Source organism: Micromonospora sp. NPDC048887, from assembly GCF_040649715.1.
Lineage (GTDB): Bacteria > Actinomycetota > Actinomycetes > Mycobacteriales > Micromonosporaceae > Micromonospora.
The window spans coordinates 158,815-171,749 of record NZ_JBEZGA010000003.1; the positions used below are offsets into that span (position 1 = coordinate 158,815).

Sequence of the window (12,935 nt, forward strand, 5' to 3'; positions counted from 1 at the left end):
GGGTGGCGTTGTCGTCCTTGTCGTACGGGCGGGCGAGGAAGCCGTCTTCGATCTTGATGAGCCACTCGCCGTTGTAGATGCCGCCACCGAACCGGCCGGCCGTGTTGTCCACGATGGCGCTCTCGGAGATCGTGGCGCTCGCCTCGCCGTCGGCCTTCTCGGCCCCGGTGGGCGTCCAGTCCCGCCCGCCGGTCGTCACCACGCCGCCGCCGTTGCCGTCGGCGTGGTTCCCGGCCACGAGGACCCGCTCCAGGAGCAGATCGGTGCTCTCGGCGTACACGCCGCCACCGTTGTCGCAGGCCGTGTTGCCCGTGATCGCGGTGAACGAGACGCTGACCCAGCCGCCGCTGCTGAACAGGCCGCCACCGTTGTGACCGGCCCGGTTGCGGCTCAACGTGCTGGACGCGGCGTCCTTGCCCTCGTGCCCACCGATGATCTCGACGGTGCCCGCGTGCTGCCGGCCGTGTCCGCCCTTGCCGGCCTTCGCGGCCGACGCCAGGTCGACCGGCCCGTCGTGGTGCGCGCCGCCGCCATTGGCGATACCGCCGCCGTTGCCGCCCGCGGTGTTGTCGTCGACGTGGGTGGTCTCGACCTTGAGGATGCCCTCGTTGTAGATGCCGCCGCCGTCGCCCTGGGCGTGGTTGTCGACGACCTTGCTGTCCATGAGCCAGGTGCGGCCGTAGTTGGCCAGGGCGCCGCCGTCGCCTTCGGCGCTGTTGCCGACGAGCTTGACGGCGTGCAGGTGAGCACTGCCGCCGCGCTCGACCAGGAGCGCGCCGCCGTCACCCTCGACCCGCTTGGCGTCCAGCTCGGCCGGGTCGGCCGCCTTCGGCGCGGACGGTCCCGGGTACTTGAACTCGTTGGCGTTGCCGCCCTTGATGGTGAGGTCCTTGAGGGTGAGGTCGCCGCCGTCGGTGACGCGGAAGATGCGGAAGGTGTCTTCGGCGTCGCGCTTGATGGTGGAGCCGTTGCCCTTGATGGTGACGTCCTGCTTGATCTCGGGCAGGGCGGAGCCGACCTTGCGGTCCTTGACGCCGAGTTCGTAGGTGCAGTTCTCGGCGAGCTTGATGGTGCCGCCGTGGTCGCGGTTGGCCAGTTCGAGGGCGTCGATCAGGGCTTCGTCCTTGCAGGGGACCTCGCGGGTCTTGCCGTGGTCGTCCTTGCCGTCCTTGCCGCCCTTGTCCGGGCCCCACTCGCCACGGTCGCGGCCCTCCTGGCCACGGTCCTCGCCGTCCTTGCCGTACCCGTCGTCGCCCTTGCCGCCCTCGGCGCGGGAGCCGTCGCCGGCGCTCTGCGGCGCCGCGGCGTGGTTGTCCGCCACCGGCTCGGTGCCGGACTTGTCGTCGCGGGCGGCGAGACCGCCGAGCGCCGCCAGCCCGACGACGCCGGTCAGCCCGGCCACGCCGGTGGCGACCCAGAGCGCCCGCCGCCTGCTCGTCCGCGGCGGAGGCGCCATCGGAGCGCCGCCGTCCGGTGTCGTTACGTCGTTCGACATGAGAGCCCTTTCGGTTCTTCCCAAACGGGTCGCACCGCCCCAGGACGGGCGACCAGCTACAAACCGGTTGTAGCCTCTGATCGACACCGTATGAGAAGGGTCCTCGCGAAGAGGACGTATCCGAGAAAAGCCCGCATTCCTCCCACTAATGGCGGTCGGTGAGCAACCACGTGTGCGGGACCGCAACGGCCCAGACGGCGGCGGGCCCCGTCACCGGACCATGGAGGCGCGGTGACGGGGCCCGACGAAGATCGCGGCCGCGGGATCAGCCGGGCAGGCGGGGGCCCGCCTCACGCTGCTCGGCCAGCCAGTTCTCCACCTCGGCGGAGGCGCGCGGCAGGCCGGCCGACAGGTTCACCGGGCCGTCGGCGGTCACCAGGATGTCGTCCTCGATCCGCACGCCGATGCCCCGCAGTTCCTCCGGGACCAGCTCGTCCTCCGGCTGGAAGTAGAGGCCCGGCTCGACGGTGAGCACGTACCCCTCGCCGAGCGGCCCCTCGCGGTAGTTCTCCTTGCGCGCGTTGGCGCAGTCGTGCACGTCGATGCCGAGCATGTGGCTGGTGCCGTGCAGCGTCCACCGCCGGTAGACGGTGGAGGCCGGGTCCATCGCCTCGTCCACGCTCACCGGCAGCAGCCCGAGATCCTTCAGCGCCTCCGCGAGGACCCGCATCGAGGCCAGGTGCACGTCCCGGAACGCCACGCCGGGACGGCACATCTCGATGCCGGCCTGCTGCGCGGCGTACACCGCGTCGTACACCTGGCGCTGCAACGGCGTGAACCGGCCGTCGACCGGGAACACCCGGGTGACGTCGGCGGTATAGAGGTTGCGGTTCTCCACGCCCATGTCCATCAGCAGCAGGTCACCGGGACGGGTGGCGCCGTGGTTGTGCACCCAGTGCAGGATCGTGGCGTGCTCGCCGGCCCCGACGATCGAGCCGTAGCCGACGTCGTTGCCGTCGTGCCGGGCGCGCAGCGCGAAGACGCCCTCCAGCAGACGCTCGGAGACCCCCCGGTCGGCCGGCAGCGCCCGCGCCACGTCCTCGAAGCCACGCACCGTGGCGTCGCACGCCTCCTGGAGCTGCGCGATCTCCCACTCGTCCTTGACCAGCTTCAGCTCGGCGATCGCGATCGCCAGCTCGCGGTCGCGGCCGGGCTGCCCCTCGGCGCGCGCGCCGTCGTACCGGCGCACCGCCGCGTCCACCCGGGCGTCGAAACCGCGAAGCACCCGGGTACGCCCCGGCGCCAGCTCGGCCAGCGCCGCGTCCAGCTCGCTCAGGTCGGCCGTCGGCAGGCCCAGCTCGGTGGACTTCTCCCGCAGCGTCGGCCGGCGGCCCACCCACAGCTCGCCGTGGCGGCTGCGGAAGAACTCGTCGGTCGCCCGGGACGACCGGGGCCGCATGAACAGGGTGGACTCGCCGCCCGGCCGCAGCACGAGGACGCTGTCCGGCTCCAGGTCGCCGGTCAGGTACGCGAAGTCGCTGCCCGGCCGGAACCGGTGGTCGGTGTCGTTGGCGCGTACCTTCTCGTTGCCGGTGGGGATGACGAGCGTCTCGCCCGGGAAGGCCTCGGCCAGCGCGGCCCGCCGCTTGGCGTGGTTGGGCACCTCCGGACGCGGGGTGACCGGCAGCTCGGTGTCCCGCCAGCCCTGCCGCATGAACGACAGGAACGCCTCCGGGAAATCCGGGTCGTGCGACTCCGTGCCGTCCGCCGGTTTGCCCTGCCGGGTCCGCTCCTCGGCCATGATCCGCCCTCCCTGAGCCTCATCGCTGGTCCCGACGGTACCGCGCGCACGACAGCGGTAGGTGCCTGCGGTGCCGCGACGACGGCTTCCGGCGCGTGGAAAGATGGCGGCCATGTGCGGACTCCTGGCCTTCTTCAGCGCGCGCGGCGACGCCGCCGCCCACCGCGACCACATCGCCGGCGCACTGGAGTGCCTGCACCACCGTGGCCCGGACGAGACAGGGGTCGAGGTGGTCGGCGACGCCTCCGGCCGGTACGCGGACGGTGTGTTCGCGCACAAGCGCCTGGCGATCATCGACGTGGCGCTGAGCCACGAGCCCCTGCCCTACGCGGGCGGGCGTTACCTGCTCACCTTCAACGGCGAGATCTACAACTACATCGAGCTGCGCGAGGAGCTGATCCGCGACTACGGCGCCCAGTTCGCCACGAACGGCGACGGCGAGGTGATCGTCGCCGGCTACCACTACTGGGGTGAGCAGGTGCTCACCAAGCTGCGCGGCATGTTCGCGTTCGTGATCTGGGACCGGCAGGAGCGGCGGGCCTTCGGCGCGCGGGACTACTTCGGCATCAAGCCGCTGCACTACCTGGAGACCCAGGACGGCCTCTACCTCGCCTCGGAGAAGAAGGCGTTGCTGCCGTTCGCGCACTCGGCGTACCAGGGCGACGCGGGCATCGACACCGCCAACCTGAGCCACTACCTGACCCTGCAGTACGTGCCCGAGCCGGGCACGCTGCACAAGGGGATCAGCCGGATCGGCTCGGGGGAGTACCTGACCTGGACCCCTGGTGGCCGGATCGAGGTGCGCCGCTGGTACCGGCCGGTGTTCCGCCCGGCCCCGGTCTCCGACGAGCAGCGGCTCTACCACGACATCCGGGAGACGCTGCGGGAGAGCGTCCGGATGCACATGCGCTCGGACGTGCCGGTCGGCTCGTTCCTGTCCAGCGGCATCGACTCCACCGCCGTGGTGGCGCTGGCCCGCGAGTTCAACCCGAACATCCTCACCTTCACCGTCGGCTACGACGTGCCCGGCTACTCCGAGATCGACGTGGCCCAGGACTCGGCCCGGCACCTCGACGTGACCACCATCCCGACCAAGATCGGGCCGCAGGACATGATCGACGCGCTGCCGAAGATCGTCTGGCACCTGGACGACCCGGTGGCCGACCCGGCGCTGGTGCCGCTCTACTTCGTGGCGAAGAAGGCCGCCGAGCACGTCACAGTGGTGCTCTCCGGCGAGGGCGCGGACGAGTTCTTCGGCGGCTACACCATCTACCGGGAGCCGCTGTCGCTCAACGCGGTGAACAGCCTGCCCGACGGCGTGCAGAAGGGGCTGCGCGCGGTCTCCAAGGCGATCCCGCAGGGAGTGAAGGGCAAGAGCTTCCTGGAACGCGGCACCACCCCGATCGAGGAGCGCTACTACGGCAACGCCCGGATGTTCACCGAGGAGGAGAAGCAGCGCCTGCTGCGCCGCTACGACCCCTCGGTGCGCTACACCGACGTGACCGCGCCGATCTACGCCGAGTGCACCGAACTGGACGACGTCACCAAGATGCAGTACGTCGACCTCTACACCTGGCTGCGCGGTGACATCCTGGTCAAGGCCGACCGGATCTCGATGGCGCACTCGCTCGAGGTGCGGGTGCCGTTCCTGGACCGGGAGGTCTTCAACGTCGCCGCCGGCATCCCGGTCGACCTGAAGCTGCCGCCCCGCTCCGAGGCCACCAAGTACGCGATGCGCCAGGCGCTGCAGGGCGTGGTGCCGCCGGCCATCGTCAACCGCAAGAAGCTGGGCTTCCCGACCCCGACCCGGGTCTGGCTGCGCGGCGAGATGTACGAGTGGGCGCGGCACGTGCTGTCCACCTCGGGCGCCGGTGACCTGATCGACCTGTCGTACGCGATGCGCCTGCTGGAGGAGCACAAGCGGGAGGAGGCGGACCACTCCCGCAAGGTGTGGACCGTGCTGATCTTCTGCATCTGGCACGCCATCTTCGTGGCCAAGACGCTCGACCCGGGCATCCAGCGCAACCAGTCCGCGCTGCTCACCAAGCCGGTCGTCGGCAGCATGGTCCGCTGACCCGAGCGTGACGAGGAAGGGCCCCCGGGGTGTTCCCCGGGGGCCCTTCCCGTTACGGGATCAGCGACCGGTGCAGGTGACCGTCGGCAGGGAGTTGGTGCCGGAGAAGTTCGCCGTGAAGCCGAACGTGGTGGTGCCCTCCGGCGGGACGCTGCCGTTGTAGGCGGCGTTGGAGACGCTGACCGACGCCCCGCTGCCGCTCAGCGTGCCGTTCCACACCTGGTTGATGGTCTGGCCGCTGGGCCAGGTCCAGTTCGCGGTCCACCCGGAGTAGGTCCGGGTGCTGTGGTTCATGATCGTCACTTCGCCCTGGAAGCCGCCACCCCAGGCGGTGACCACCTTGTACACCGCCATGCAGGAGCCGGCCGGCATGGTCGGGCTGGTCGTCACCGGCGGGGGTGAGGTCGGCGGCGCGGTCGTCGGGGGAGCGGTCGTCGGCGGCGCGGTGGTCGGCGGCGCGGTCGTCGGGGGGGTGCTGCCGCCCGAGCCGATCCCGGTCACCTCGCCGTTACCGCCGTCGAACGTCACGTCCGAGCAGCCGAAGAAGTTCTCCTGGCTGTCCGAGCGGACCCAGCGCGAGTAGATGATGTGCCGGCCGCTCTTGTTCGACGGCAGGTTGCCGGTGAAGTAGTAGTGACCGTCGTTGGTGCCGACCGCGCCGCGCTGCGGCGGGTTGGTCACCTGCAGGAACGGCTGCTCCTCCAGGTCGCTCCAGGCCAGCGGGCGGTTCGGGCTCCAGCTGTCCTTCGTCACGTAGAAGTAGAACGTGCCCGGGTGGTGGGCCCAGTTGCTGTACCGGAACTCCATCGACCGGCCCGCCGTCAGGTGGGTGATCGGCCAGTCGTTGCGCGCCGCGTCGTACCCGCTGAAGTTGGGGTTGCCGCCGCTGCAGAGCTTGCCGTCCGGGATGAACCCGACGGTCCGCCCGCCGGCGTCGGAGCGCAGCACGCTGAACCAGTTGTACAGCGAGTTCGCCCCGTTCGCGGCCACCGCCGACGAGCAGGCGGGGTTGTTCGGCCGGATCTCACCGGTTCCGGTGAGGCCGTCCTTCCAGCACAGGTAGGTGCGGGCGCCCGGCGTCATGGCCGCGCCGTGCGCGGCCGCCGGTCCGGAGTTGGTGGCCAGGGCGAACGCGCCCAGGGCCAGGGTGGCGGCCGCGGTGAGCAACGCGGCCGTACGGGATCGGTGCACGGGGATCTCCTGACTCGCGGAGCGTGGCCTGGTTCGGCCCGCTCCGCTGGGACGAGCGGATGCGGCGATTGCGGTGCCCGCGCCTGCGCGGCCGGGGCCGTCGGCGGGCGCGCACCGTCTGCGATCCGTTGCCCACGGACCGCGTGGATGCCCTCGCGTCGGCTCGACCCGGCGGCCGGTGACGCGGCAGCCCCCGCGTCGTTACCCGGCACCGCCATCCCACCACGTCCGCTCCCCGCCCGCAATAGGCGCTGCTCGATGCCCGGGTCCCGGCGCGGCGTGGCGCCGGCATGCGCCAGGATCGGGGGAGACGACGAGAGGAGCCAGGATGGGGTACGCGGTGGTGCTCGGCGAGGCGCTGGTGGACCTGCTCGACGCCGAGCACGACGGAGAACCCGTCTACCGGCAGGCGATCGGCGGCGGTCCACTGAACGTCGCGGTGGCGGTCGCCCGGCTCGGCGGGGACGCGCGGTTCGTCGGGTCGCTCGGCGACGACGCGCTGGCCGGACGGATCCGCGCCTTCCTCACCGACGCCGGTGTGGACGTGAGCGGGACGGTCACGGTGCCGGCTCCGACCGCGCTGGCGGTGGCCACCTTCGCCGGGCCCGAGCCGGATTTCCGCTTCTACGGCGAACCCCGCTCGTACGCGCTGCTCGGCCCGGACGACCTGGACGTGGCGCTGGTCGAGGGCGCGGACGTGCTCTACTGCGGCTCGATCGTGCTGCTCGACCCGCCGGTGCTGGCCGCCGCCCGCCGCGCCTGGTCGATCGCGGGCGGGTTGCGGGTGTTCGACCCCAACGTGCGGCCCCGCCTGCTCACCGCACCGGGCGCGCTGGACGGGCTGCGGGCGGTCGTCGCCGAGTTCGCCTCCGCCGCGCACCTGGTCAAGCTCAGCAGCGCCGACGCGCGGCTGCTCTACCCGGACGAGCCGGTCGAGGGCGTCGCCGCGTACCTGCGGGAACTGGGCGCGGGCACGGTCGTGGTCACGCTCGGCGCGGACGGTGCCCTGGTCGCCGCCGCCGACGACGTGGTACGCGTCCCCGCCCCGAAGGTGGACGCGGTGGACGCGACGGGCGCGGGCGACTCGGTGATGGGCGCGCTGATCGCCGACCTGCTGGTCGCCGGGGACCCGGCCGACCCGGCCGGGTGGCGGGAGCGGGTCGCGTTCGCGCTGCGGGTGGCGGCTGTGGTGTGCGAGTCACCGGGCGGCGCCACCGCCATGCCCACCCGCGCGCGGGTGTCCGCCCGCTTCCCGTGAACCCGCCGGGGTCAGGCGCGCCGGCGGGTCATCGTCAGGACGGCGGTCAGGGACAGCAGCGACCCGCCGGCCAGGACCACTGCCATCGGCAGCGCGCTGCCCTCGCCGCCCAGCCCGACCAGCGGGGCGGCCAGCGCGCCCACCACCGACTGGATGCCGCCCATCAGCGCGGCGGCGGTGCCCGCGTGCCGGGCGTGCGCGTCCAGCGCCAGCGCGGTGCTGTTCGGCATCACCATGCCGATCGAGCCGACGAAGACGAACAGCGGCACCGCCGTCACGACCAGGCTCCCGGCCAGCGCGCCGGTCAGCACGCCGGCCGCCGCCACCAGGCCGACCACGAGCATGGTGACCAGCAGCCGGCGCGGGGAGAACCGGTCGAGCAGCCGGGCGTTTGCCTGCCCGAGTGCCACCAGGGCGAGCGCGTTGACCCCGAAGATCACGCTGTACACCATCATGGAGACACCGAAGACGTCCTGGAACACGAAGGACGACCCCGAGATGTACGCGAACAGCCCGGCGAACGCGAAGCCCTGTGTCAGCGCGTACCCGAGGTAGACCCGGTCGGCGAGCAGCGACCGCATGGTCCGGAGGGTGCCCCCGAGACCGCCGGTGCTGCGCCGCTCGGCCGGCAGCGTCTCCGGCAGGCGCAGCGCGGCCGCGACCGCGAGCATCGCCCCGATGACGGCCAGGACCAGGAAGACGGCCCGCCACGAGCCGAACCGCAGCACGAGGCTGCCCGCGGCCGGCGCCGCCACCGGCGCCACGCCGAAGACCAGGATGAGCCGGGAGAAGTACTTCGCGGCGGCGCGGCCCGCGTAGAGGTCGCGGACCACCGCGCGGGCGACCACCACACCCATGCCGCCGGCCATACCCTGGGCGAACCGGGCGACGGCGAGCAGCGGGGCGTTCGGCGCCGCGGCGCACGCCAGCGTCAGCACCGTGTACGCGACCAGGCCCACCAGCACCGGGAGGCGGCGCCCCCAGCGGTCGCTCAGCGGTCCGGTGACGAGCTGGCCGAACGCCAGGCCGATCAGGTAGGTGGTGAGCGAGAGTTGGATGCCGGCCTGGTCGGCGCCGAGGTCGCGGGTCATGGCCGGGAACGCCGGCAGGTACATGTCCAGCGACAGCGGGCCGACCGCGGTGAGCCCGCCGAGCAGGAGCAGCAGCGTCACGCCGCCGGTGGGTGCGGTGGACGCGGTGGTGCGATCGGTCGGGCGCGCGGCGGCGGGCGCGGCGTTGCTCACGAGTGGGTACCCCCTGATCCGGTGCTTCGGGGTACCTTACCTCTGTAGTCAGAACTATTGCGATGTGAGGCGGGTGACTCCGTGGCGACGAACGAGCAGGTGGCGCGGTTCGGCGCGGCGCTGGGCGAGGTGCACCGGCTCCTGCGCCGCCGAGCCATGGCGCGCGCCGGGCGGGACCCGCTGCCCGAGGCTCAGGTGGAGGTGCTCCTGCTGGTCCACCAGACGCCGGGGATCAGCGGCAAGGAGGTGGCCCGGCGTCTCGGCACCGCGCCCAACACGGTGAGCACGCTGGTCCGCGACCTCACCGACGCCGGGCTGCTGGCTCGCGACCGTGACCCCGCCGACCGCCGGGTGGTCCGGCTGCGCACCACCGACGCCGCCCGGGCGCGGATCGCCCACTACGCGACCCACCGCGCGGCGCTGCTCGCCGCCGCCCTGGACGCGCTGGACCCGCCGGCGCGGGCGGCGATCCTGGCCGCCGCCCCGCACCTCGACGCGCTGCGCGACGCGCTCGCCGGACCCGTCCGGCCCGAGGGGTCCGAACCCGCGGCGGGAAACCCGGTGGCCGCCGTACCGCCCCTCGGCACATGATCGCGGGGTGCTGCACCAGGACGAGATACCGGTGGACGAGGGCGTGGTCCGCGCGCTGCTGACCGAGCAGCGCCCCGAGTGGGCCGCCCTGCCGGTGACGCCCGCCGGTGGCGGGACCGACAACACGATGTACCGCCTCGGCACCGACCTGCTGGTCCGGCTGCCCCGTACGGCGGAGAATTCCACTGCCCTGCGCAAGGAACAGCGGTGGCTGCCCCGGCTCGCGCCGCTGCTGCCGGTGCGCGTGCCCGAACCGCTGTACGCGGGCACGCCGGGCGCCGCCTTCCCGCTGCCCTGGTCGGTGCTGCGGTGGATACCGGGCGACGAGGTCCGGCCCGGCACCGTCGGGGACTGGACCGCCCTCGGCACCGACCTGGCGACGTTCGTCCGGCACCTGCACGCGGCCGACCTGCTCGGCGCGACCCGGGCGGGCCCGCTGGGTGGATACCGCGGCGGCAGCCTGCGTCCCTGCGACACCTGGATCTCCCCGGCGCTCGACGACTGCCGGACCCTGATCGGGGAGGAGACGGACGTCGGCACGCTCCAGCGGCTGTGGCGCGAGGCCCTCACCCTGCCCGAACCCGCCGGGCCGCACGTCTGGCTGCACGGCGACCTCAAGCCCACCAACCTGCTGGTGCGCGACGGCCGGCTGCGGGCGGTCATCGACTTCGGCGGCCTCGCCGTCGGGCACCCCGACGCCGAACACGCGCCGATCTGGGACCTCCCGCCACCCGCCCGGCACGCCTACCGCGAGGCGCTCGGCGTGGACGACGTGACCTGGGCGCGGGCCCGCGCCTGGGCGCTCGGCGTGGCGGCCAGCGGCGTCTCCTACTACTGGCACACGTTCCCGGCGTTCGTCGCCGAGTGCCGCAACCGTCTCCGCGAGATCCTGGCCGACGCCGGCTGACCTCGGCCTCCGCCGCCGGTCAGGCCGTGCCGTCCAGCTCCGCGTAGCCGCGCCGGGCCGCGATCAGGCCCGGCCGGGCGCCGAACGGCGACTCGGCCGCCACCCGCTCCGGCGGCGCGCCGCCGGTGTGCCCGGCGCGGATCAGCCACGCCTGCCGCGCGAGCTGCGCGTGCTGCTCGCGGACGAAGTCCGCGCCGACCGGCTCGCCGTGGCCGGGCACCACCACCGTCGCGGGCGTGGTCAGCCGCAGCAGGTCGGCCAGCGCGTCCGGCCACTTCAGGGGGTACGACTCCTCGAACGCCGGTGGCCCGCTCTGCTCCACCAGGTCGCCAGCGACGAGCACGTCCGCGTCCGGCACGTGCACCACCAGATCGGCGTCGGTGTGCCCGTGCCCGGGATGGCGCAGCACCACCCGCCGGCCGCCCACGTCGAGCACCGTCTCGGAGACCACCTCGCGCGTCGGCGCCCGCAGCTCGGTCCGCGCCAGCTCCTCGGCCAGCGCCGGATGCCCGGCGCGCATCTCCTCGTACGCGGCCCGGCGCACCGCCTCGGGGCGGTCCCGCAGCGCCGCCGCGGCCTGGGCGTGCGCGTAGATCGCGGTGTCCGGCCCGGCCAGCGTGGCGTTGCCGAAGCAGTGGTCGAAGTGGTGGTGCGTGTTGACGATCGTCCACGGGTGAGGCGTCACCGCCCGCGCCGCCTCCGCCAGCTCCCCGGCCTGCGCGGCGGTGGAGAGCGTGTCCACCAGCAGCGCCGCGCCGTCACCGGCCACCAGCACCACGTTCACCGCGAGCACCGGCTCGCGTCTCACGTACACCCCGGTGGCGACCTCGGTGAACCCGGCGGTCATGACGGGCCGAGAGCCCGCTCGACGAAGCGCTGCCGGTCGACGAGCGCCCGCTCGACCCGGCCCCGCGCCGCCACAGTGGGCCCGTCGGTGACAGTCACGTCGAAGACGAGTCGCTTCCCGTCGACCTTCACCAGCTCGGCGTGGGCGGAAACGGTACGCCCGACCGGGGTGGCCGCGCGGTGCTCCAGCTCGACCCGTACGCCGACGGTGGTGGACCCCGGCGGCATCCGGGTCGCGGTGGCGGCCACCGTGGCCGCCTCGGCCAGCGCCAGCACCCGTGGGGTGCCGAGCACCGGCACGTCCCCGGAGCCGACCGCCTGCGCGGTGTCGGCGTCGGTCACTGTGAGCTCGACCCGGGCGGTCAGGCCCGGCGCGAAGGGCGGCTCCGGCTGCTCCTGCATGCGGCCGAGCCTAGTGCAGCCGGCCCGGGTCCGTCCGGCGTCCGAGCCGCCGCCCCCGCGTCGTTCCCGCCCGCCCGCAGGCCCGCCCGTCGCCCGCCGTTAACCTTGTCCGCGATGGCCGAGCAGACACAATCTCCGACCCCCGCCCCCGACGCGACCACCGAATCGCCCGACGGCGGGCGTCGCCGTGTGATCGCGATGACCATCTGGGGCGTCGCGTTCGTCGCCGCCTGGCTCGCCATCGGCCTGCCCACCGACCCGGCGTACGCGTTCCTGTGGATCTGGGCCGGCACCATCGCCTGGAACTCGGACCGCCCGTGGCGCAGCCACCTGCGCTTCGCCCGGGACTGGATCCCGGTGGTGCTGCTGCTCGCCGCGTACAACCTGTCCCGTGGGTTCGCCGACAACGGCGCCACCCCGCACGCCATGGAACTGATCGTCGCCGACCGGTTCCTCACCGGATGGCTCACCGGCGGCGAGGTGCCGACGATCTGGCTCCAGGAGCGGCTGTACGACCCGGCCGAGGTGCGCTGGTGGGACGTGCTGGTGAGCTGGATCTACTTCTCGCACTTCGTGGCGACGTTCGCCGCCGCGGCGGTGCTGTGGATGCGCAACCGGCGGCGCTGGATCGCGTACATGTCCCGCTGGGGCTTCCTGTGCGCGGCCGGGCTGGTCACCTACTTCGCCTACCCGGCCGCGCCGCCGTGGTGGGCGGCCCAGAACGGCCTGCTCACCGAGGTCGCGCGGATCTCCACCCGGGGCTGGAAGGAGATCGGCATGCACGGCGCGGGCAACCTGCTCAACGCCGGGCAGATCGCCTCCAACCCGGTCGCCGCAATGCCGTCGCTGCACACCGCGTTCGCGCTGTTCGTGGTGCTGTTCTTCATGCGCTCGGTGCGCAAGCGCTGGTGGCCGCTGATGCTGGCGTATCCGCTGGCCATGACGTTCACGCTGATGTACAGCGGTGAGCACTACCTGATCGACGTGCTGGTCGGCTGGGCGTACGTCGGCATGACGTTCCTGGTGGTCGGCCTGGCCGAGCGCTGGTGGGCGGCGCGGCGGGCCCGGCGTGCCGGCGAGCCCGCCGTCGCCGCCGGCGAGCCGCCCGCCGTCGGCGACACCGCCGACACCCCGGACCGGGCCGCCGACGACCGGGACGCGGTGCCCGCCGAGCGCCGGTAGGCCC

General features: G+C 73.2%; 11 protein-coding genes. 5 read left to right on the plus strand and 6 right to left on the minus strand.

Annotation, left to right across the window (positions count from 1 at the left end; translation table 11 throughout):
- The coding region (locus AB0C17_RS06365) for a hypothetical protein (protein ID WP_357476985.1) at positions 1-1,495 on the minus strand (1,495 nt) is incomplete at its 3' end.
- Between the two features lie 265 nt (positions 1,496-1,760).
- Complete coding sequence (locus tag AB0C17_RS06370) at positions 1,761-3,236, minus strand: aminopeptidase P family protein (protein WP_357476988.1); 1,476 nt, start codon at positions 3,234-3,236, stop codon at positions 1,761-1,763.
- A 112-nt stretch (positions 3,237-3,348) separates the two neighbouring features.
- Here AB0C17_RS06370 and asnB point away from each other — a divergent pair, with 112 nt between their 5' ends.
- Positions 3,349-5,310, plus strand: a complete 1,962-nt coding sequence (gene asnB / locus AB0C17_RS06375; RefSeq protein WP_357387992.1) for an asparagine synthase (glutamine-hydrolyzing) — start codon at positions 3,349-3,351, stop codon at positions 5,308-5,310.
- Between the two features lie 60 nt (positions 5,311-5,370).
- Here the strand turns inward: asnB and AB0C17_RS06380 are convergent, their stop codons facing one another.
- Complete coding sequence (locus AB0C17_RS06380) at positions 5,371-6,507, minus strand: lytic polysaccharide monooxygenase (RefSeq protein WP_357388127.1); 1,137 nt, start codon at positions 6,505-6,507, stop codon at positions 5,371-5,373.
- Positions 6,508-6,829: 322 nt separating this feature from the next.
- Between AB0C17_RS06380 and AB0C17_RS06385 the strand changes: the two genes are divergently transcribed.
- Positions 6,830-7,759: a carbohydrate kinase gene (locus tag AB0C17_RS06385; protein WP_357387994.1), complete on the plus strand. Its 930-nt coding sequence runs from the start codon at positions 6,830-6,832 to the stop codon at positions 7,757-7,759.
- 11 nt (positions 7,760-7,770) lie between these two features.
- On the opposite strand, the gene AB0C17_RS06390 is transcribed toward AB0C17_RS06385, so the two are convergent.
- Positions 7,771-8,931, minus strand: a complete 1,161-nt coding sequence (locus AB0C17_RS06390; RefSeq protein WP_357388129.1) for a multidrug effflux MFS transporter — start codon at positions 8,929-8,931, stop codon at positions 7,771-7,773.
- 153 nt (positions 8,932-9,084) lie between these two features.
- Between AB0C17_RS06390 and AB0C17_RS06395 the strand changes: the two genes are divergently transcribed.
- Both AB0C17_RS06395 and AB0C17_RS06400 read left to right on the plus strand, forming a co-directional pair.
- Positions 9,085-9,594, plus strand: a complete 510-nt coding sequence (locus tag AB0C17_RS06395) for a MarR family transcriptional regulator (protein ID WP_357387996.1) — start codon at positions 9,085-9,087, stop codon at positions 9,592-9,594.
- A 7-nt stretch (positions 9,595-9,601) separates the two neighbouring features.
- Positions 9,602-10,501 (plus strand): aminoglycoside phosphotransferase family protein, encoded by a 900-nt coding sequence (locus tag AB0C17_RS06400; RefSeq protein ID WP_357476991.1) that lies wholly within the window; start codon positions 9,602-9,604, stop codon positions 10,499-10,501.
- Between the two features lie 19 nt (positions 10,502-10,520).
- On the opposite strand, the gene AB0C17_RS06405 is transcribed toward AB0C17_RS06400, so the two are convergent.
- Together AB0C17_RS06405 and AB0C17_RS06410 are read right to left on the minus strand one after the other, a co-directional pair.
- Positions 10,521-11,348, minus strand: coding sequence for an MBL fold metallo-hydrolase (locus AB0C17_RS06405; protein ID WP_357388000.1), 828 nt, complete (start codon positions 11,346-11,348; stop codon positions 10,521-10,523).
- Positions 11,345-11,749: a hotdog domain-containing protein gene (locus AB0C17_RS06410; RefSeq protein WP_357388002.1), complete on the minus strand. Its 405-nt coding sequence runs from the start codon at positions 11,747-11,749 to the stop codon at positions 11,345-11,347. Before AB0C17_RS06410 ends, AB0C17_RS06405 begins: the two co-directional genes overlap by 4 nt.
- Before the next feature lie 114 nt (positions 11,750-11,863).
- Between AB0C17_RS06410 and AB0C17_RS06415 the strand changes: the two genes are divergently transcribed.
- On the plus strand, positions 11,864-12,931 hold the full coding sequence (locus AB0C17_RS06415; protein ID WP_357476995.1) for a phosphatase PAP2 family protein: 1,068 nt from the start codon (positions 11,864-11,866) through the stop codon (positions 12,929-12,931).
- Positions 12,932-12,935 lie beyond the last annotated feature (4 nt).

Coding starts and splice junctions, on each gene's coding strand:
- AB0C17_RS06370 (WP_357476988.1), bottom strand. CDS start 3,236: ATGGCCGAGGAGCGGACCCGGCAGGGCAAACCGGCGGACGGCACGGAG.
- asnB (WP_357387992.1), top strand. CDS start 3,349: ATGTGCGGACTCCTGGCCTTCTTCAGCGCGCGCGGCGACGCCGCCGCC.
- AB0C17_RS06385 (WP_357387994.1), top strand. CDS start 6,830: ATGGGGTACGCGGTGGTGCTCGGCGAGGCGCTGGTGGACCTGCTCGAC.
- AB0C17_RS06405 (WP_357388000.1), bottom strand. CDS start 11,348: ATGACCGCCGGGTTCACCGAGGTCGCCACCGGGGTGTACGTGAGACGC.
- AB0C17_RS06410 (WP_357388002.1), bottom strand. CDS start 11,749: ATGCAGGAGCAGCCGGAGCCGCCCTTCGCGCCGGGCCTGACCGCCCGG.
- AB0C17_RS06415 (WP_357476995.1), top strand. CDS start 11,864: ATGGCCGAGCAGACACAATCTCCGACCCCCGCCCCCGACGCGACCACC.